This window comes from Vibrio sp. Vb2960, from assembly GCF_033337665.1.
Lineage (GTDB): Bacteria > Pseudomonadota > Gammaproteobacteria > Enterobacterales > Vibrionaceae > Vibrio > Vibrio alginolyticus.
Window position 1 is genome coordinate 48,722 of sequence record NZ_JAWORD010000024.1, and the last position, 20,788, is coordinate 69,509.

Consider the following 20,788-nt stretch of genomic DNA (forward strand, 5'->3'; position numbering starts at 1 on the left):
TAGCACATTTTTTAATTTTCTCAATTTTTGAGAAATACAGACAAAATAAACACCCAACATACCATTCGAAACAAAAAACAATTACAAAGCCAACATCACAAACCATTTAACATTATAAAATCATACACTTAAAACAAAAAAGGATAGAAATAAAACAATGTGAACACTTTAAATACAGCACAAAAAACATAGTTTCATTAGTCAGAATCACGTAAAACCAGACAAGTTAAGTGTGGTTTTTGAAAAGATTAATGAGCATATGTTGATCAAACCCCAAAAACAGTGCTATATTAAATTCATCGAGTTCATCAAAGATTAAGGGGTAGTGTTATGATTTCATCTTCTCAAAAACAAGGGCTGGTTATGATTGCAGTGGTTGTGGGTTTAATGACACTGCCAATGATGTACTAACCAAATGATTTAAAATAAAAAAGGACGCAAATGCGTCCTTTTTTATTTATCTGTATAGCTCTACTGAATGTGCTTAGACAAAATATCCCAGTGCATATAGTAGAAACCAAGAGCGGCCAACGTAATCAACGTCATTAGCAAAATTGCTGTACGCCAAATAAAGCGAGAGCTTCTTGGTGTCAGCTCTTTTTCACAAGCATCACATGCCGCCATAAAGCCTTTACGATCATCCAGCTTGTAATCGTCTTCGTGCACCACTTTGTTACGCACGGTTGCGATGAATCGAAGCTTTGCTATCACGTCATGCGGTAAACGTTCTTCACAACTATTAATAAGTTGGTGCAACCCTTTCCCTTCTGCATGGTACTGAGTACGCAAAAGTTTTTCGATCGTTCGGGTACGCATGACTACTTTTTCAATATCTGACATCGTAACCCTCCTTACCAGACCCTTCCTATGTTCATTATTTTTATTCTTCTATAAATTTAGAGCTTTTTCGAGCCGTTAAGTGCAATTTTACTTTCAATTTGTGCCCTTGAGCTCATATAGCCTAACAAGTGAAAGCCGCTTCGTTCAGCTTTAGTGACTTCGCTTGCAGATGAAGCGACGATTTCATCGTGCATCATTAAGATAAATCGTGAAGTGCGCCGAATAATCTCCATATCCCTTTCATTAGATTATGAATAAGCTACCTCAACTCATCGTTTCGTCAGCGAGTTCTGTAGAATGGGACCCGATAAAACATTGGAGGTTAATATGCCAATCTCACTTATTGTCGCCCTATTCGCCCTTATTGCCTTGGGCGCGTGGGTGTTTTTCCGTTTTTATAGTAAGCACTATGTGGGCGAAGACGCTCCAGAGCAAAGCGCGCAGGTAACGGTTTTAGATAAACAAGCGATAGACATACCAAACGCACCACCAGGTCAAGACGATCAAGAGTATTGGATTTACGTTCAACGTGGTTCTATCGGTCCAAAGCGTGAATTCCAAATTGGAGTGCATTACTACCATGCACTCAACCCTGGAGATAAGGGAACACTGACCTATCGCGGCAACAAGTTCCTTCACTTCGCTATCAAACGTTAAGGCAGTAACCAACGAGTCTTGGCAGAACGAGAAAAGAGATAGCTCATCGCCAAGGCTCCAGCTCCACTTAGAACGATCCAGACTGGAATCACCCACGCAGGATGTCCTGTGTACCAACCGAACTCTTTCATCGGCCATAAGAAAATAGGGTGAAGTAAGTAAATCCCCAAGCTGTGCTGACTGATCACACTGACCACTTTTTGTACTTTTGGTGATAAGCCTTCACCAAAGTAACGCCCGATCATAAAAATCATCGAAGCCGCTAGAATCACATTCAGTGTTTTATAAGAGAGCCAGCGCCCAACCGTATACTTCTCCGCCTCTAAGCTATTTGTCACAACCATCGTAAAGGTCACTGCCAACGCCACGAGTCCTAGCCCAACAAATAAGGTCACCATAGAGCGATTTAAAGGTACCTTTTGAAATAAAACATACCCCAGTGGAAGGTAACCCATATAAAGCCACATCTGATTACTCCAAGGGCCATCAATCTTGAACAAGAACAGTGTGCTGGTGAAAAGCCAAAATGCGAGATAGGTATACAAGACGTTGTCATCCACGTTGCGTACCATCCATTGAAACAGCGGAATCACAAAATACAGTGGTATAAAGTAATAGAAAAAGCCGAGATGGTAATACGTTGCGTGGAATGGGCTATTGCTTAATACCTCTTTTACGGTTTCAAAATCAAAGCCTTGAGAAGTCCAACCTGAAAGGTATGCATAAAACATCGACCAAATAAGAAATGGAACTAAAACTTTGCCCAAACGCCTTTTGATATAATACTTACCGTCAAATGGTCGAGTGTCACTGAGCATTAGCGCTCCGGTGATCAAAATAAAAACTGGCACTGCCCAGCGGGTTACGCTATTCACGCCTACCGCTGTCAGCCATTGGTCAAATGGAATCACTCCTAACTCATTTCGATACGGTGCCAAGACGTGAATGGCGATCACTGCTACCGCTGCGAAGCAGCGCAATAAATCAAAAAACAGAACCCTTTCTCTCATACCTTTCCCTACTTTGAGTCGCTTATCGTTTATAGCATAGGGTAAATCTCAACCAGTGAAATGGTTAACAATCTGTTTTTGCTTATTTTTAACTCAACAATGACCTACAACGGGGATTTCATCACCACTCTAATCACTTAACGAGAACCAAACACCAAGCATCAGTATTCACTCTCGATGCCAAACCGACACAATCTGATTACAGCAAACGGCGCATAAGAAACAAAAATGGCTCCGATTTGGAGCCATTTATACCATCTACAGATAGCGATACTGGGGATAGTTACGCAGTAGCAACATCAGCTTTTGGCAACTTAATTGAAATCAGCGTCGTCAGTGCCAAGAAAGCAAAAGAAACCCATAAGCACGCTGCAAGACCAGCCTCTTGGTAGATCCAACCCGATAATACCGTGCCAATCAAACGTCCCATCGCATTGGCCATGTAGTAAAAACCGACATCCAACGAGACGCCATCGCCTTTAGCGTAGCTCACTATCAAGTACGAGTGCAGCGAAGAGTTAATGGCAAACACAGCGCCAAAAATCATCAAACCTACCACAATCACCAATTCAGGCTGCCAACCGATTTGCACACCATAAGCAATACCAGCCGTAATTAACGCTAGGATTCCTGCCCACACCAATGCTGCACTACCATCAGGCACACGACCTTGCGCTTTGCCAGTAATACGCGGCGCAAAGCCTTGCACAAACCCATAAGCAATGACCCACGCTGCGAGAAAGCTACCAACCCACAAGTGATCCCAGCCAAACACGCTACCAAGATAAATAGGCAGAGCAACGACAAACCACACATCACGAGCACCAAACAAGAACATGCGTGCTGCGGATAAAATGTTTATCGATTCAGACTTGGAGAATATTTGGCGAAACTTAGGTTTACTCTTTGCTTTACCCATGTCCGCTTCTAGCCAGATCATGCTGCAAACAAACACTAATGTAAGTACACCCGCCATAATAAACATCGAGTTTTGAAAACCCACCCAAGACAGCAGCAAGCCGCCAACAAAAAAGCCCGCTCCTTTGAGTGCATTCTTCGAGCCAGTTAAAATCGCTACCCATTTGTAGAGCGCACCTTGCTGTTCGTCTGGTACTAGCGTTTTAATCGCGCTCTTAGCACTCATTTTGTTCAGATCTTTGGCAATCCCCGACAGAGCTTGCGCTGCCATCACCCAAGGAATGGTCAGCCATGCATTTGGTACTGCGAGCATCAGCAACGCAAACACTTGCATCGCTAAACCAATGTTCATGGTTTTATTTAGGCCTAACCTTGCGCCCAACCAACCACCAACTAGGTTTGTCACCACACCAAAAAATTCATAGAAAAGGAACAGTGAGGCAATAGCTAACGTGGAATAACCTAAATCATGAAAATAGAGCACCACTAGCATACGCAGTGCGCCATCGGTCACCGTAAAGTTCCAATAGTTAAACGTCACTAACATGTACTGACGAATACTTTTGCTTAATTGAGAAATCATATTGACCTCATATGTACAGCGATAGAAGCATTTAGATCATCATGTTCTAAATACTTCCTAACCTGTACAGCAACATTGACCAATACAATGTTGCTGTGATTTTCAAAAAATGCCCCAACATCAATAAAAAGCAAAATACACCTTAAAAACAATGCATTAGTTAATATTAATGGCATTTTTTGTAAACAGTCGTATCCTGAAGAAGCTTGAATTTAGCTTTTGGATCATGATGAACCAAAAGCTATTTAAGCTGATCAAGCGTCTTGAGCCACGCGTTCGATGTACTCAACTTGCACAGGTTTTGTAAATGCACCAGGGCGCAATGCCTGCACTTCTCGCACGATATCTTCTAACTGCCATTCCTTTTCTAGGAGTAGGTGAGCAGCGAACAAACCTGTGCGCCCCGAACCACCCATGCAATGCATCGCAATTTTGCCACCTTGAGCAAGAATCGCGTGCAGTTCCGGACTGGCTTGTTGCCACTTCGTCGCAAATTCTTCATTTGGTGCGCAGTCGTCTTCAATCTCGATCTGGAACCATTTCATACCCAGTTGCTGAGTGGCTTCACCCAATGCAGAGACATTCTTCGCAGCTAATTCACTATCATCTAATGCAGTAACGACCGCTTGAACACCCTGCTCTTTCAACTGTTCTAACGACGCATGCAAATCGACACCTTTCGTTCCTGGGCACGGTGTTAAGATTAAAGCACCGGAGTCCAAATCTAATTGCCATGTAGGATGAGACATTGTGACCCCCTTTTAAGCCAAACCAACGTTACGAACCAGCTCTGCTGTGCGCGTTGCATAACCCATTTCGTTATCGTACCAAGCGTAAATCTTAACCATACGAGAACCCACAACCATGGTTGATTGCGCATCAACGATGGTTGAACGTTGGTCGCCTTTATAATCGATAGAAACTAAAGGACGCTCTTCGAAGCCAAGGATGCCTTTCAAATCACCTTCAGATGCTTCTTTTAACAGTGCATTCACTTCTTCTGCTGTGGTATCACGCTTCACATCAAAAATGATGTCTGTTAACGATGCGTTTGCTAGAGGCACGCGAACCGCATGACCATTAATTTTGTCTTTTAATTCTGGGAAAATTTCGACAATCGCCTTCGCGCTACCCGTCGTGGTCGGGATAAGGCTCATGCCACATGCTCTTGCACGGCGTAGATCTTTGTGTGGCGCATCCAAAATAGTTTGCGTATTCGTCAGGTCGTGAATGGTCGTAAAAGAAGATTGTTCGATACCCAATTTCTCATGAATGACTTTAACCACAGGTGCGATACAGTTAGTCGTACACGAAGCTGCTGTCACGATACGATGTTTTTCAGGGTCGAAAATATGGTCGTTCACGCCCACCACAATGTTCGCGATACCTTCTTCTTTCACAGGTGCGCTTACCACGACACGTTTCACGCCTTGCTCTAGGTATTTGTTTAGGAATGATGTTTTGCGATGTACGCCTGTCGCTTCAATCACAACATCACAATCAGACCAGTTCACCGCATCGATATCGCGTTGTTGAGTCGTGGCGACACGCTTGCTGTTGATGACGAGCTCACTGCCTTCGACCTGAACTCCATGATGCCAACGACCTTGCACTGAATCGAATTCTAATAAGTGACCAAGCGTAGCGGCGTCACCTGCGACATCGTTGATTAACACAAACTCCAATTCTGGCCAATCAAATGCCGCTCGCAGCGCTAAGCGACCAATTCGGCCAAAGCCATTAATTCCTACTTTAATTGTCATAGTTTTACCCTCTAATCTTCTACCTTGAATCTCTATTCGCTGTTAACAGCAAGCCTCACGACTTTTATCGTGTAAGCGTGTGATGTCGTCTTGGTATTCCTGCTTCAAACAGTTTGATGCCACTAAGTCTTCAATTAACTTTCGCATCCAACCTGGTAATTGCTGTGATAACTCGTAATACACCCATTGCCCTTGGCGTTTATCCACCAAGATGCCACTGGATCGTAACTGAGCAAGATGACGAGAAACTTTCGGCTGGCTCTCTTGTAGAGCAAACGCCAAATCGCCAACGCAAGTTTCACCTTCACGGGCCACGAGCATTAAACAACGTACGCGTGTTTCATCGGATAACAGCTTAAAAAACTGATGTGGAAGCATAATGAACATACCTATATATGGATATGCGTATATGTTTATTTAATTAAGATATATCGTCAAGAGGAAACCGTCCATCGTCATAAAAGTTTCACATCTAACGAACAGCTTGATTGTAAATAGAGAGATTCAAAGAGATAAAAGATAAGACAAGAAATTATGCAGTCGCGATGCTTTGACTCCAGCGAGCCGCTTCACCTAAGGAGAGCTTCACTTCCTCTAAAGGCAACCCCAATTGCATCGTGATTTTTTCAACCCCTGACCAATCGGCACGCTCGTAGCACTCTTCGAGGGAAATAAGTGCACCATAAACCCCTTTACGATGTAATAGCGCTTGTTGTACTGAATGACTAAGCGGTAACTGCCTAACTAAAGATTCCACCGAAAGATCCAGCAGCGCATCTAGAATCGACAGCAAACCAACCATGAAACCTTGCTCGTTGAGGTGAGAGAATGGCTGATAGCGCGACATCAATTGGCAAAATTGAGCTCGTTGCAATGAAAGGTGATACAGCTCTCGAGGCTTGTTACTGGAGATATACGATGCCACAACCAAAGAGACAAACTGCTTAAGGTTATCCTGGCCAAGATAAATCAATGCCTGACGAAAAGAGCTGATTTCGACAGCCAAATTCGGCGCTTGCGTATTTACAAAACGCAATAATTTATATGACAACGCGACATCTTGCGTAATGATGGACTCGATACGAGTAAAATCAGGCTCAGGAGCACAAACTTCACGAAACAGTTGCAATGCCAACACTTGCTCAGGACTGACGTATTTAGTCTGCGAGACGAGTGGCTTGCTAAAAAAATAACCTTGGAAAAATTTAAAGCCAGCCGCTTTCGCTTGCTCAAACTCTTCTGCGGTTTCAACACGTTCTGCTAAAAAGTGGTATTTGACGCGTTTGGCAAGGTGTGTTTTGACCAGTTCACAGGCCTTTTCGAGTCCCATCGCCATAATGTCGAGCTTCACAATATGCACATATGGCAAAAAACGGCGCCATTCTGGTGTTAGGGTGAAGTCATCCAAAGCGATCAAGTAACCTTCTCGATAAAACTCACGAATCGCATCAAGAAGCTCATCCGTAGGTTGGCACGTTTCCAACACTTCGATGACAATTTTGTTTTTCGGCAAACTGCGCGGCAAACGTCGCACCAAGCTTTGATGAGGAAAGTTAATAAAGCATCTAGAAGAGGCAATCACTGGGTTAGTACCCAGTGATAGAAAGTTTTCGACGATCAGTCGGTATGTCGCTCGATTTGAATCAATATGTGAAGGGTATGCGTTACTCTCCCCGTCTCGAAACAACAATTCATAACCCAGCGTCTGTCTTTTTCGGTTAAAGATCGGCTGGCGAGCGACATACGTTGTATTCATGCTAAAGAAGGACCTATAAATGGCTTATGACTTTGCAGCTGCTAATAATGCACCACAACCCATGAACATTGAACCGAATACTTTGTTTATTTTTCCCATGATTTTATCGGAGCGAATAAAGCGTCCCATTTGTGCTGCCAAGCTCGTGTAACCCAACATTACACACGCATCAATCACGACCGTAGTGACGCCAAGCACCAACAGTTGCGTGATTTGGTCTTTTGCCGGGTCAATAAACTGCGGGAACAACGCCACCAGAAAAACAATCGATTTAGGGTTGGTGAGGTTAATTAACACTGCCTTGTACAACAGCACCGTGCCTGACATCTCGTTGTGGTTTTCAGCTGCGACTAAGCTTGATGTGTCGCGCCATTTCTGAACCCCCAGCCAAACCAGATAAGCGGCACCAACCCATTTAATGACAGAAAATGCGGTTGCTGACTGCGCGACAAGCGCACCAATACCCGCCCCCACCAGCGCGATGTGGATAACTAAACCAATTTGTAAGCCAATAATGGCACCCAGTGATTTACGGGTACCGTAACTCAAACCATTACTGATTGAGTTCACCGTGCCAGAGCCCGGAGCCAAACTAAAAACGATTGCTGTTACTACATAAGCTAACCAGACATGGGTATCCATTGCATTTCCTCACTAATTCTTCGATGATACATCGCGTAAACAACGTATCTTCAGGTAATCAACTAATGGCGACTAACCATTCACCTTTGACTTATACTCAAGAGACATTATTTGAGCAAGCAATTGGTGGTCCGATCGCAGCACTTTGGCAAACTCGCCAAGAGGGCTTTGTTAAAGGGACTGAGAAAAAGAACATTTACTGGTGCAAGCTAACCAACCCAGAGCATAAAAAAGCCGTGCTCATCGTAAATGGACGCATTGAGTCTTCCTGGAAATACCAAGAGCTGTTTTACGATCTCTACCGCCAAGGTTTCGATGTCTATTCCTTTGACCACCGCGGACAAGGTTTATCAGATCGTTTATTATCTGACTCAGATATGGGTCACGTCTATGACTTTACTGATTATATTGATGATATGGACATCGTCGTAAAAAAACACGACCTTAGCGAATATCAACAATGCTTCATCATCGCGCACTCTATGGGCGGCGCGATCGCCACACGTTACCTGCAAACTCACCCAGAACACCCTTTTACTGGTTTGATTCTAAGTGCGCCCATGTTTGGCATTAACCTGCCATGGTACCTATCACCAATAGCGATTCCGGTCACACAAATTATGTCAGCGGTATCGACTTTGCCACGCTATGCACCAGGACATCAGGCCTACTTCCCTAAGCCCTTTGAAGATAACCCACTTAGCCAAAGTTACGGCCGCTACCAATGGTTCCGAAACCTATATACGGAAAAACCGGAACTGCAAGTCGGTGGGCCAAGCACTCGCTGGGTTTGGCAAGGGCTCATGGCCGCTAAGCAGTGCTTTTTATTAACTCGCCAAGTCAAAATACCAGTCATCCTAATCCAAGCCGGAAACGATCGGATTGTTAGCAATCTCGCGCAAAAGCGTTTTATTGATAAATTACGAAAAACCAACCCGCACGCGGAGCTGCTTTCTATCGAAGGCGCACAGCATGAAATCTTGTTCGAGACCGACAAGTATCGTAATCAAGCGCTCGATGCGATTTTCCGCTTTATGAATGACCCTAAATCGCCATCAAACGAACAAGCACAATAAGAACTCTAGGCGACCATTTCACGACTAAGATTAAAGAGGAAATGTCTACACATCGATTTACCCTCTTTTTCATCCTCATTTTGGCGTACACTGCTTGAACTTGGCTACTTTGACACTGTGTTTAACCGCATAGTGCTATGAGCCCAAGTTCCCCCGCATTCGGAGCAGTACGATCTAGTCAGTCTGCTGTACTCCGTTTGCAATTCACCTGTTCCACACTATCCAAACCGTTTACGAGGACTTCATGAGCACATCGCTACCTTGCAAAGAGATCACCAAAATCGTTGCCTCTGATCTGGATGGCACGTTACTCGCACCTAACCATCAGCTCAGTGCTTACTCAAAAGAGACGCTAAAAGCGCTGCATGAAAAGGGTTATACCTTTGTCTTTGCAACCGGCCGTCACCACGTAGACGTTGCGAGCATCCGTCGCCAAGTTGGCATTCCAGCTTATATGATCACGTCGAATGGTGCCCGAGTGCATGACCAGGAAGATCAGCTAATGTACAGCGAGAATGTCCCTGCGGAACTGGTACAAGGCGTGATCGACACGATCAAACATGATCAAGAAATACTTATTCACATGTATCAAAATGATAGCTGGTTGATGAACAAGGATGATGAAACGTTACGTGACTTCCACGATGAATTCACTTACGTCTTATTTGATGAAGACCAAGCCCCAACTGACGGTATTGCGAAAGTTTTCTTCACGCATCCAGGAGAAGACCACGAACGTTTGGTCGTATTTGAAAACAAACTACGTGAGCAGTTTGGTGATAAGCTGAACATCGCATTTTCAACGCCTTGGTGTTTGGAAGTAATGAGCGCTGGCGTGTCTAAAGGCCATGCTCTTGAAGCGGTAGCGAAAAAACTCGACCTCACGTTAGAAAACTGCGTAGCATTTGGTGATGGCATGAATGACGTAGAAATGCTGTCGATGGCAGGTAAAGGGCTAGTTATGGGTACATCACACGAAAAAGTGATGAAAGCTCTACCAAATAATGAAGTAATTGGCAGCAATGCAGAAGATGCGGTTGCACACTACCTACAAGAACACTTGCTGTAAGCTTCAATACTCCAAATAATGAAGGGCTGCACATTCGCAGCCCTTCTCTTTTATCGCTGACTTGGCAGCTTCTCTTTGCCAAGAATCGCGTCCCATTCTTCTTCTGTCACGGGCATAATCGACAAGCGATTTCCACGTTTCACCAACGGCATGTTCTCAAGTTCTGGCATCGCTTTCATCACCGACAACGGAATCACTCGCGCCGTTTTACGTACAAACTCTACATCCACCATAATCCAACGCGGGTTGTCTGGGTCTGACTTTGGATCGTAATAATCGCTTTCGGGATCGAATTGGAAATGATCGGGATAGGCTTCTCTCACAACTTTAGCAATACCTGCCACGCCAACATGTTTACAAGAAGAGTGGTAAATCAGGACTAAATCGCCCACCTTCACTTGGTCACGCATCATATTGCGCGCCTGATAATTACGAACTCCCTCCCAACATGAAACCTTTTGGGTTCGAAGCGTGTCAATAGAAAAGGTATCTGGTTCAGTTTTAAATAACCAATATGCCATAATGCCATCCGATGCCGATTGAGTAACAATAATGAGGAAGATATAACATGAAGGCTTTGAAAAACCCAGTGGCGCTTGCCACCCTGCTGGTTCTGCAAGCATGTAGTTCACAGCCGCCACAATCTGGTGCTGCTGACCCAACCTCTCCACCAGCAACCTTAGATAAGCCTGAAACCATTCAACCTCAAACTTTTATGCTACGCGGAAAAGTGATCGTCGGTCACGAGAGCCAATACATCATGCCTTGTGGCAGCGACAAGCAATATTGGTTGCAACTATCACCACAGCAAATGCAACGAGCAATTCAGTTAAATAACGAGCCTTACCAGACTATGTATGGCGAGGTTATCGGCCACCTCAACCCACCGGGCATCGATGGGTTTTCTGCTGATTTCGATGCTAACTTTGTAGTGGAACAAGTGAACTTCCTCACAACGGAAAACCCAAACCGTTGTCAGCAACCAAACAAACCAACTCGCGTGTTTGGTAATGAGCCTTCTTGGTCGGCAAGCTTTGAGGCTAATGGACTAACATTCCAGCAAATCGGCAAACAAACCACAAAATTAGCGATTAACAGCAGTCAGCTTCAACCTCGCCAGCGCACTTATCAACTGCAAGGTGGTGAGCTTCGCTTAACAGAAAACCTCTGCTCAGACACAATGAGCGATTCTTTGTATGGCTGGAAAGCAACACTAAAACATGATGGCGAGACGTATCAAGGTTGTGGTATCGCTGCAAACGTCGATGCAACGCTTGGCTGGGCTAATACCTATGTCGCGACCTCAACTCAATCACAAGGTTTTGAAGTACAAATGACCTTAAACCCAGACCATAGCGCCACAACAAAATACCGTTACGCCAATGGACAAGCACCATTAATCGAGCGTGGTTACTGGCAACAGTTAAGTCCGTCTCAGGTTCAAGTTGTCATGACGCATCATCAACAGCAAAGGCTAATGTCAGAGCGACTGTTTACTCGAGAAGGCAATCAGCTCAAAGCGACCAAAGAAAAAGTCGGTAACTTGGTATACTCAATCGCCGATGGTGGTTTAGTCCTTTATCCTGCCACCGTTCGTGATGAAGGCATCATGCAACCAGCCGAAAAACGCACCAACAACCCCATCGGTAGTGCTGACGTCCCTTCTAGTGCAGAGTTTGATTCAAAAGTAGATGCCGCGGTGCGCAACTACTTCTTTATCCATCAAACCACCCCCAACAATAACCAATACCGTTGGCTAACTTACGACCTCAACAGCGATGGTAACGAAGAGCTATTGGTACAGTTGGATTGGTGTGGTTCCGGAGGCTGTACATTGCTGATATTTGAACATCACGAAAAGGAATGGCGATTTAATAGCCGCATTACACTAGTGCAAAGCCCGATTATGCTCGGTCAACAAACCTCTCATGGTTGGCGAGATCTGATTTTTAATGTCAGCGGTGGCGGAGCTAAAGCGGCTCAACACGTGATGCAATACACTGGGGTTAGCTACCCACTCAACCCAAGCATGGCGCCAACGGCAACGCCGAACCAAGTCAGTGGCGTGCGTCTGTTCTCTGATGGGATAAGCCCGGTGCGAGAAGGAGTTCGTCTTTAATGTCTCAACCGTGTCCAACCTGCGGTTTTCAATTCAATTGTATGTGCTCGCTGATGCCGAAACTTACCAGTGAGCACAACATCCTGCTGTTAATGCATCCGAATGAACTGAAGCGTGATACTAATACCGGCCAGCTACTAGAGCAGTGCCAACTCAGCATTGAGCGAGTAATCTGGGATCGCAAACAGCCACCAGCAGAATTGCTCACTCTATTAGCTGATCCGTCGCGGTATCCGGTGTTGCTCTTCCCCTGTGAAGAAAGTATCACACTCGAACATGTGGTACTCCAAAGCCAGCAACAAACCAAAACTCCGCTGTTTATTATTTTAGATGCCACCTGGCAAGAGGCGCGCAAGATGATCAATAAGAGCCGTTGGTTAGAAGGTATCCCTACTATGGGATTGTCTGCGTCGGCGGACTCACAATATCAGCTGCGACGCAACCAACAACAAGGTAATTTGTGTACGTTTGAAGTCGCTGCACATTTGCTCGGGCAACTTGGAGAACAAAACAACCAACAACAAATGCAGCGCTTTTTTGCCCATTACCTCGCTCTGTTCCAAGCTGAAAAGAGTGGACACGCTCTTAAGCGTTAACCATTAAGCTCAGTAGAAGAACCAAACAAAAAACGCAGCCTACGCTGCGTTTTTTACGACAAGAAGTTTCACGTGAAACATCATTAAAACAGTCGAGTCGGCTCGCCAAGATAGTAACCCTGCAAATAATCCACCCCCATGTCTTGTGCAATGGTACACACCTCCTGATTGTGGACGAACTCCGCCACCGTCTCCGCGTTAAACACCTGGCACAAACGCACCAACTGGGAAGCGATCTTGCGCTGTTTTAAGTCTTTATCAATATCACGAATCAAGCTGCCATCAAGCTTTATGACTTCTGGCTCCAACTTTAGGATTTCATCGATATTCGAATAACCGGACCCGAAGTCATCAACAATGATACGCGCCCCTAAGCTTCTAAAATGACTGCACACTTCTATCATTCGGCCGTAGTCTTTGATCTGCTCAGATTCCAGCACTTCTAAACCAATTCGCCTTGGATCATTTAGCTGGCTAATTTCATGCTCTAAAAGCATTAAAGTTTTATCACTGAGCAAATCTTGCGGCGATAAGTTTATAGAAAAGTCACCTTGCTTATCTCGCATATAATGCAACGTAGAATGAATCATGTGCCGACTTAGTCGAGTGTAAAGATGTGTATCAGAGATAATTGGCAGAAAACGCCCTGGCGCAATCACCGTTCCATCGGCTTCCAGAATACGAACCAAACATTCTTGGCTTGCCAATTTGTGGCTACCCGCATGCACAATAGGTTGGCTATAAGTGATGATATTCTGTTTGAGAATGGCTCTACTGACGCAACTTAGCCATCCAAGTTGCTCTTTACGCACATCCTCACTGACTTCAATATCTTTCGCATTACAGATATGGGTATTACTGCGTACACCGGAGCGCCTCGCTTCGATGCCTTTGAGTAAGAGCTCATCTACTGAAGCGGATGGAAAATCTCGACGACTCACTAAGCCGCCGCATAGCGAGATAGAAAGATAATCTATTTCACGTAGGCCAATTGGCTCAAAATTAGTTTGTTCTACCGCGTCAGCAAAACGCGTAAAGTGCTGTTTGATGGTCTCGCTGCTTTGATCAGCTTTAAATATGAACGCCCATTCACCAACCCCAATACTATAAAGCTGCAAAGCCGTTGGCATGCCAAAACGCTTTCGTAGTCGATTCGTAAAGTGCATTGAGAGATCTTTGAGTAATTGATCTCCCACTCGGTAGCCGTATTTTTCGTTGATATGACTAAAGTTAAGTAGCTTTAGAGTCAACAAATGCTCATCCAAATCGATGTTACTCAGCCGCTCTTGCAATGCGACCCGGTTTTGTAACCCCGTACGACTGTCGCGTCGATAGCTTTCTTGTAACTTGCGCGTTTGGCGATCGAGTTGATATCCCATATGCGCATTCATATGGTTGAGATCGCCGATCGCATTTCGAATCAAGCTAAACAACGGTGAAATAGAGGAGCTAACGGGCGACTTAGGCAAGTTCAATGTTTGCACTTCGTCTCCCTCTCGCATCGCTAAATACGTCAGGCTGTGATGAAGAATTTCGGGCTGACCAATACCACCATGCAGTTCCCCCATACAGTAACTACCAAACGTCGTCGCAATATCTTTGAAGGCTTGGACTTCGTCGCTGCTGTCAATAAAGTCTAACCGTGACGCGCAGTTAAAAATCATCACGACTTCAGGTTGGTGCATGGCTAACTCAACCACACCATGCCGCACTTGCTCGAGCGTTAACGAGGGATGGTTATAGCAAAATTGCACTTCGTCACCAAGACACCAGGGCCTGTCGAAGCTCATACTGCCATCAGCGTGTAGCTCCGTTACCGTACAAACTTCCTTTCGCCCTAAGCTTTCTCGATACAAAGGAAAGCTGAGCAGTTGACTCAGCGTCACGTCATGGCCATCCGCCAAGTAACGCTTGTATACGTCCAGCGCTTTCTTCTCACCTAAACAATACAAGCGCGTTCCTTTTGCATGAGTGACTTTGTGTGGCATGCCAATCGGGTTCCATTCCGAATACGCATCAGTCCATAGCTTCAAAGTATCACTGTGCAAAGCTACGGCAACCACAGCGTTATCGTAAACTCGGTTTTGATATAGCACCCAGCAGCCATCGTCAATACTCTGCGCCAACCCTCCAGAGATCACGACTTCTTCACTGGCGAAGGTTTGAAACAAGGGATAGTCACGTCGTTCAATTTGCACAGCAAAGCTGAGGATCACCTGTGAATTATGCTGCATTAGAAGAGAGCGCTTGAGCTCCCCGCCATCAATATCAGGGGAGTAAGAGTATGTTTGTACCGCAGAAGTCAGCGTGGTTTGCTCAAATTCAATCACACTCACTAGGCAACCAGAGGTAAATATCTCCCCTTCCAGAATCACATTACGCGTACTATGCCCCATAACATGAGCATTCGGCAGCGACGACAAAACGGCGTCTGCAAGTGTGGTCGTAATTTCGCGCGATTGCGTCGACAATATTTGTACTAAATATTGTTTATCTGAGGAAGTCGGAAAAGTGACTAAAAAGTCATTCAGTTGACTGACATCGTGAACCAGTTTTGAAAAAGCTCGCATGGACCTACCACTGCCGTAACACTATCTTCACCACGACGTGTGGCGTTACTATTTTTATTTAATAGAGAATAATTTACGTGGCTTTGCGCTGCTTTTCTAGACACAAAATGAGATTAGAATGGATTAATGCGAAAGCAATTAAAAAAGTGTGAGTAACGGCTGCAAACTATTGATTTCAATATCAGGTAAAGTACGTGTTTTTGAATGGTTAATGACATTTTTATTCATATCATTAAACCAACAGGCTGCAAAACCAGCCAACTTTGCACCATGCACATCCGTGGTTAGATGATCACCGACATGCAGAATATTCTCCGCAGGAGTATCCAAGAATCGCTTCGCTTTAGTAAACATATCGGTTGCGGGTTTCGCCAATCCATCTGGTCCGGCTTTAAGTACCTGTTGGAAATAAGGCGCAAGACCGATGCGGTCTAAATCCACATTACCGTTGGTTATTGCCACCAACGGGATGTGCTGCGCGAGTTCCTCCAGTACATCGAGGCTTTGCTGCGGCACTTCAAAACGGTTACGCCAGTCCAACGCAACGTCTACTGCGGCTTTCGCGGCGGCATGTGCTGCGTCTTCGTCGTAGCCTACTTGGGAGAAGGCTTGCTGAAGTTGCACTAAACGCCATAAAGTGACATCGCTCTTCAGCTCGGGTTGTTGCTGCACAACACGCTGCTTGAGAGCAAACCAATCCGCTTTATTCATATGGGCAACCGCTGGATGATGGTGCTTGAGCCAAGATAGCAACTCACGCTCCATGCGAACGATCACAGGATAGTTGTCGTAGAGGGTATCATCTAGGTCAAAGGTCATTGCCTTAATAGGCTCGATACGGCGATAAAATTTCATACTTCGGCTCACTCCCCGTTCTTTTTACGTGCGCGTGGGTGGGCTTGGTCGTAGGCTTGCGCCAAATGTTGGAAATCCAAGTGCGTGTAGATTTGGGTCGTCGAAATGTTCTCGTGCCCTAAAAGCTCCTGCACCGCACGTAAGTTATTGCTTGATTCGAGCATATGTGTCGCAAATGAGTGACGCAGTTTATGCGGACTAATATGGCTTGCGACAGACTGTTTCTGCCCCCATTCAGCCATGCGCTTTTGCACGCTACGATGCGAAATACGCGTTCCGAGCTTAGATACAAACAAGGCGGGCTCACCTGGAGCGGCTAAATCACCACGAACGCGTAGCCACTTCCCAACCCACTCGGTTGCCATCCCAGAGAACGGCACTTTACGTTCTTTATCGCCTTTACCAATAACACGAAGCTCACCACTACGCAGTTGTACATCACGTACATCCACACCCACCAACTCAGCCAAACGTAAACCGGCGCCGTACATCAGCTCCATCATGGCGCGATCGCGCACAGCCAACGGGTCGTCCTCGTTGACTTCAAGTAATTGGCTCACTTCGTCAACATCGAGGTTTTTGGGCAACGGGCGTTTTTTGCGAGGTGCTGAAACCCCTTTGGCTGGGTTAGCCGACATCTCGCCACGCAGAATAAGGAAATCGAAAAAGCTACGCAGCGATGAGAGGCGCGTTGCCAAACTGCTGGCTTTCATGCCTTCTCGCATGCCCTTACCTGCTAATTGGCGCACCCAACCAGCATCCACTTGAGACCAATCTTTGAGCCCCATTTCAGCTAAGTGCTGCGCCATAGTTTCTAGCTGCTGTTTGTAATTGCGCTGAGTATGTAGGCTAAGCCCCTTTTCGCTTCGTAAGAATTCATAGAAGCGCTCAAGAGGCTTTTGCAGACTATTTGGCAGAGGAGTGTTGGGAGTTGTCGTCATCGTAACTTTGCCATACCAGTGTTTGAGCGAGATGTGCCACTACTAATGATAGGTGACGCAAAAACAAGGTATCCATATCTGGCTGAAAATGGCCGCCATCTTCACTAGAAAAAGCAAGCACGCCCAGTGTTTGCTGTTTCACGAGCGGCAGTACCACATAGGAACCCATTTCCGGCACTTCCATGTTGCCAAACAAAGCTTCACGATCCACTTTGCGAAGACGTCCTAAGTACGCATCTTTGCCATTTAAGTGAGTGGTCGCAAAGCGTTGATAACTTTCCTTACTCAATTGAATCGATGCGTCGCATTGACTAAACAATCGAACAAACGCACGTAAGCCCAATGCTTTGGCTTTATCTTCGATAGAATGAATGACTTGTTTAAAGTCACCACACTTTAGAATCTGCCCCTGCAAATCCATAAATTCGTAAAAGGTGCGATCATTGTTCGCCGCAAGCGACATTAGTGTAGTGATCTCTTCCTCTAACTCTTCAATGCGCTGACGTTGGCGATTCATTTGGATGTGTACCAAAGATACCGCGCCTAAGTCTGAGTGTGGGAAAGATAAACGATCCACAAGCTCCGGACGTTGCACAAAAAAGTCTGGATGATCTTTGAGGTACTCGGCCACTACTTCAGCCGTTAAGGCATCTGCTTCTACTTGAGACAAACCGTTTCCTTTTTCTTCAACTAGCAAGACAATTGACCATCAAATACATGCGTTGTAGGTCCGGTCATAAACAACGGCTTGCCAGGGCCTTGCCATGCAATTCGCAATTCACCACCAGGTAGAGAAACCTTAACGTTTTCATCCAACAAGCCCTGCAGAATCCCAACCGCGACTGCCGCGCATGCACCACTACCACAAGCTTGTGTTTCTCCTGCGCCTCGCTCGTAAACTCGAAGACGAATATGGTCACGACTCACCACCTGCATAAAGCCAGCGTTGACGCGCTCTGGGAAACGCTCATGCGACTCAAGCAGCGGACCGAGAGTTTCCACTTCTGCCGTATCCACATCGTCGACCACGGTCACTACGTGCGGGTTACCCATGCTCACAGCACCACAAAACAAGGTATTGTCGCCTGCTCGCATGATGTAAGTTTTCTCTTTTTGCTTCGCTTTGAAAGGAATTTTGTTCGGTTCAAACTCTGGCACGCCCATGTTGACCGTCACTTCCCCATCATCTTCGATGTTGAGAATCATCTTTCCTTTCTTGGTGCTCACGCTGATGCTGTATTTATTGGTCAGCCCCTTCAAGCGAACAAAGCGGGCAAAACAGCGTGCACCGTTACCACACTGTTCAACTTCACTACCATCGGCATTAAAAATCCGATAATGGAAATCAGTTTCAGGGTCGTAAGGGGCCTCTACCACAAGCAATTGGTCAAAACCAACGCCAGTATGACGATCCGCCAAGCGGCGGATCAGGTCTTGCGAGAAAAACACGTTCTGGGTAATACAGTCGACGACCATGAAGTCGTTGCCCAAACCGTGCATTTTGGAAAAGTGGAAATGCATTTGTTGTGTGTTACTCCGGTAGAATCTGTTCCAGCTGCCACAAACTGGTCAGCTCCTCACGCTGGCGAACTAAGTGGCTTTGTTTACCGTCCACCATCACTTCTGCCGCTCGGGTACGAGTATTGTAGTTCGAAGACATCACAAAACCATAGGCACCTGCTGAACGAACCGCGAGTAGATCACCTTCTTGCAAAACGAGTGCGCGATCTTTACCCAAGAAGTCGCCGGTTTCACAAATAGGACCAACCAAGTCGTAAGTCTGAGCTTCACCCTTTCGCGGTGAAACTGGCACAATATCTTGCCATGCTTGGTATAGCGCAGGACGCATCAAGTCGTTCATTGCAGCGTCGATAATCGCAAAGTTTTTATGCTCAGTATGTTTTAAAAACTCAACACGCGTTAGCAAGATACCTGCGTTCGCAGCAATTGCACGGCCTGGCTCAAAGATCAGCTCCAAGTCTTGGTGATTTTCAAGACGGCCTAGTAACGCTTTGGCGTAATCAGAAGGCTGAGGTGGTAATTCATCACGATAGACCACACCCAAACCGCCGCCGACATCAAGGTGACGAATGTTAATGCCTTGTGCTTTTAAATCATCAATCAGAGCTAATAAACGGTCTGTCGCGTCGATAAATGGGTCTATATTGGTCAGCTGAGAACCAATGTGGCAGTCGATGCCTTGCACATTCAAGTTCGGCAGGCTTTGCGCGAATTTATAAACATCTGGCGCACGATCAAACGCAATGCCGAATTTATTGTCGCGAAGACCAGTCGAAATGTAAGGGTGTGTTTTCGCGTCGACATCTGGATTGATACGCAGAGAAATTGGTGCAATCACACCAAGCTCACCCGCAACCTTGTTCAAACGTTCTAGCTCTGGCTCAGATTCAACGTTGAAACATTTGATACCTAGCTCAAGAGCGCGCTTCATCTCTGCCGATGTTTTACCAACACCAGAGAAAACGACTTTTTTCGGATCACCGCCTGCGGCAATCACACGCTCAAGTTCACCACCCGACACGATGTCAAAACCCGATCCCAAACGCGCTAGCGTGTTCAATACGCCTAAGTTTGAGTTGGCTTTCACCGCGTAGCAAACTAGGTGAGGATGCTGACCCACAGCACTATCAAACGCCTTCCAATGGCGCTCTAGCGTGGCTCGAGAATATACGTAAAGAGGAGTGCCATATTGCTCTGCAAGAGCTTGAAGTGGGACGTCTTCGGCCCAAAGCTGGCCATCATCCTGATAGTTGAAGTAATCCAAAATTCGCTTCCCTTATTTTATTCGACTGCTGAACCCTAATTTCACCCTAAGGTGCGGTTATTTATTGTGATTGCTCATTCTGTTGAGTGTCATCTGGAATGTATAGTGAGCCAGACTGACCACACCCCGCTAAGGTCGCGGCAACCATCACAAACAACACAGTAACTAATTTTTTCATTTCGCATATCGTGATTATTGAATCAATGCCCCCTATAATCGCACCACACTCAGGAAAAGCAATAGGATAGACGGATGAACGATACTGAATTTCATCAACTGGTGGATGCGCAGATGCAAATCATCGAAGAATCCATCGATGATTCAGGCGCAGACATTGATTACGAAGTCACTGGCAACGTAATGACATTGGAATTTGAAGACCGCAGCCAAATCATCATTAATCGCCAAGAGCCGATGCATGAGATCTGGCTAGCGTCCAAATCTGGTGGTTTCCACTTCAAGCTTATTGAAGGTAAATGGACCTGCTCAAAAACGGGTATGGAGCTATTTGAAATGGTGAAGCAAGAGTGTGAAAAGCACGCAGGCGAAACCATTGATTGGGCATAATTCTGGTCAATCGTCACCAAAACAAAAAGAGCACCGAAGTG

General features: G+C 45.7%; 22 protein-coding genes. 6 read left to right on the forward strand and 16 right to left on the reverse strand.

Going from position 1 to position 20,788, the window contains the following annotated elements; genetic code table 11:
• Window positions 1-471: 471 nt before the first annotated feature.
• Window positions 472-840, reverse strand: a complete 369-nt coding sequence (locus R7O03_RS18835; RefSeq protein ID WP_005378717.1) for a hypothetical protein — start codon at window positions 838-840, stop codon at window positions 472-474.
• Window positions 841-1,167: 327 nt separating this feature from the next.
• Here R7O03_RS18835 and R7O03_RS18840 point away from each other — a divergent pair, with 327 nt between their 5' ends.
• Complete coding sequence (locus R7O03_RS18840) at window positions 1,168-1,497, forward strand: DUF2500 domain-containing protein (RefSeq protein ID WP_005389668.1); 330 nt, start codon at window positions 1,168-1,170, stop codon at window positions 1,495-1,497.
• Here R7O03_RS18840 and R7O03_RS18845 read toward each other — a convergent pair.
• From R7O03_RS18845 to rhtB, 7 genes are all read right to left on the reverse strand, one after another.
• A complete protein-coding gene (locus tag R7O03_RS18845; RefSeq protein ID WP_017636080.1) occupies window positions 1,494-2,507 on the reverse strand; it encodes an acyltransferase in 1,014 nt (337 codons plus the stop codon). The genes R7O03_RS18840 and R7O03_RS18845 overlap by 4 nt on opposite strands.
• 283 nt (window positions 2,508-2,790) lie before the next feature.
• Entirely contained in the window at window positions 2,791-4,008 is a 1,218-nt protein-coding gene (arsJ, locus tag R7O03_RS18850; RefSeq protein ID WP_005383628.1) for an organoarsenical effux MFS transporter ArsJ, read from the reverse strand.
• Between the two features lie 254 nt (window positions 4,009-4,262).
• Window positions 4,263-4,757, reverse strand: coding sequence for a cyclin-dependent kinase inhibitor 3 family protein (locus R7O03_RS18855; protein WP_086047096.1), 495 nt, complete (start codon window positions 4,755-4,757; stop codon window positions 4,263-4,265).
• Between the two features lie 12 nt (window positions 4,758-4,769).
• The gene (locus R7O03_RS18860) at window positions 4,770-5,771 is read right to left on the reverse strand and encodes an ArsJ-associated glyceraldehyde-3-phosphate dehydrogenase (RefSeq protein ID WP_213870837.1); all 1,002 of its coding nucleotides are present in this window, start codon (window positions 5,769-5,771) and stop codon (window positions 4,770-4,772) included.
• 42 nt (window positions 5,772-5,813) lie between these two features.
• Complete coding sequence (locus R7O03_RS18865) at window positions 5,814-6,149, reverse strand: metalloregulator ArsR/SmtB family transcription factor (RefSeq protein WP_005378730.1); 336 nt, start codon at window positions 6,147-6,149, stop codon at window positions 5,814-5,816.
• A 154-nt stretch (window positions 6,150-6,303) separates the two neighbouring features.
• Window positions 6,304-7,527 (reverse strand): EAL and HDOD domain-containing protein, encoded by a 1,224-nt coding sequence (locus R7O03_RS18870; protein WP_005378731.1) that lies wholly within the window; start codon window positions 7,525-7,527, stop codon window positions 6,304-6,306.
• A 24-nt stretch (window positions 7,528-7,551) separates the two neighbouring features.
• Window positions 7,552-8,169, reverse strand: a complete 618-nt coding sequence (gene rhtB, locus R7O03_RS18875; RefSeq protein ID WP_318131940.1) for a homoserine/homoserine lactone efflux protein — start codon at window positions 8,167-8,169, stop codon at window positions 7,552-7,554.
• A 65-nt stretch (window positions 8,170-8,234) separates the two neighbouring features.
• Here rhtB and R7O03_RS18880 point away from each other — a divergent pair, with 65 nt between their 5' ends.
• Both R7O03_RS18880 and R7O03_RS18885 read left to right on the forward strand, forming a co-directional pair.
• Window positions 8,235-9,245 (forward strand): alpha/beta fold hydrolase, encoded by a 1,011-nt coding sequence (locus R7O03_RS18880; RefSeq protein WP_005378733.1) that lies wholly within the window; start codon window positions 8,235-8,237, stop codon window positions 9,243-9,245.
• 244 nt (window positions 9,246-9,489) lie between these two features.
• Window positions 9,490-10,314 (forward strand): Cof-type HAD-IIB family hydrolase, encoded by an 825-nt coding sequence (locus R7O03_RS18885; RefSeq protein WP_005378734.1) that lies wholly within the window; start codon window positions 9,490-9,492, stop codon window positions 10,312-10,314.
• 50 nt (window positions 10,315-10,364) lie between these two features.
• Here the strand turns inward: R7O03_RS18885 and R7O03_RS18890 are convergent, their stop codons facing one another.
• Window positions 10,365-10,835: an EVE domain-containing protein gene (locus R7O03_RS18890; protein ID WP_005378735.1), complete on the reverse strand. Its 471-nt coding sequence runs from the start codon at window positions 10,833-10,835 to the stop codon at window positions 10,365-10,367.
• Between the two features lie 47 nt (window positions 10,836-10,882).
• On the opposite strand from R7O03_RS18890, the gene R7O03_RS18895 reads away from it, so the two are divergent.
• On the forward strand, window positions 10,883-12,433 hold the full coding sequence (locus R7O03_RS18895; protein ID WP_318131941.1) for a hypothetical protein: 1,551 nt from the start codon (window positions 10,883-10,885) through the stop codon (window positions 12,431-12,433).
• The gene (locus tag R7O03_RS18900; RefSeq protein ID WP_225474229.1) at window positions 12,433-13,029 is read left to right on the forward strand and encodes a tRNA-uridine aminocarboxypropyltransferase; all 597 of its coding nucleotides are present in this window, start codon (window positions 12,433-12,435) and stop codon (window positions 13,027-13,029) included. Before R7O03_RS18895 ends, R7O03_RS18900 begins: the two co-directional genes overlap by 1 nt.
• A gap of 83 nt (window positions 13,030-13,112) precedes the next feature.
• Here the strand turns inward: R7O03_RS18900 and R7O03_RS18905 are convergent, their stop codons facing one another.
• The 7 genes from R7O03_RS18905 to lptM form a co-directional block, all read right to left on the reverse strand.
• Window positions 13,113-15,599, reverse strand: coding sequence for an EAL domain-containing protein (locus R7O03_RS18905; protein WP_005383644.1), 2,487 nt, complete (start codon window positions 15,597-15,599; stop codon window positions 13,113-13,115).
• A 138-nt stretch (window positions 15,600-15,737) separates the two neighbouring features.
• Window positions 15,738-16,454, reverse strand: a complete 717-nt coding sequence (yigB, locus tag R7O03_RS18910) for a 5-amino-6-(5-phospho-D-ribitylamino)uracil phosphatase YigB (protein WP_213916226.1) — start codon at window positions 16,452-16,454, stop codon at window positions 15,738-15,740.
• Window positions 16,455-16,462: 8 nt separating this feature from the next.
• Window positions 16,463-17,395 (reverse strand): tyrosine recombinase XerC, encoded by a 933-nt coding sequence (gene xerC / locus R7O03_RS18915; RefSeq protein WP_005378742.1) that lies wholly within the window; start codon window positions 17,393-17,395, stop codon window positions 16,463-16,465.
• A complete protein-coding gene (locus R7O03_RS18920; RefSeq protein WP_017636089.1) occupies window positions 17,361-18,092 on the reverse strand; it encodes a DUF484 family protein in 732 nt (243 codons plus the stop codon). Before R7O03_RS18920 ends, xerC begins: the two co-directional genes overlap by 35 nt.
• Window positions 18,086-18,916: a diaminopimelate epimerase gene (gene dapF, locus R7O03_RS18925; RefSeq protein WP_005383396.1), complete on the reverse strand. Its 831-nt coding sequence runs from the start codon at window positions 18,914-18,916 to the stop codon at window positions 18,086-18,088. Before dapF ends, R7O03_RS18920 begins: the two co-directional genes overlap by 7 nt.
• A gap of 10 nt (window positions 18,917-18,926) precedes the next feature.
• Window positions 18,927-20,180, reverse strand: a complete 1,254-nt coding sequence (gene lysA, locus R7O03_RS18930) for a diaminopimelate decarboxylase (protein WP_033907276.1) — start codon at window positions 20,178-20,180, stop codon at window positions 18,927-18,929.
• Window positions 20,181-20,241: 61 nt separating this feature from the next.
• Complete coding sequence (gene lptM / locus R7O03_RS22780; protein WP_005378746.1) at window positions 20,242-20,358, reverse strand: LPS translocon maturation chaperone LptM; 117 nt, start codon at window positions 20,356-20,358, stop codon at window positions 20,242-20,244.
• 74 nt (window positions 20,359-20,432) lie between these two features.
• Between lptM and cyaY the strand changes: the two genes are divergently transcribed.
• The gene (gene cyaY / locus R7O03_RS18940; RefSeq protein WP_042523922.1) at window positions 20,433-20,747 is read left to right on the forward strand and encodes an iron donor protein CyaY; all 315 of its coding nucleotides are present in this window, start codon (window positions 20,433-20,435) and stop codon (window positions 20,745-20,747) included.
• Window positions 20,748-20,788: the final 41 nt, after the last annotated feature.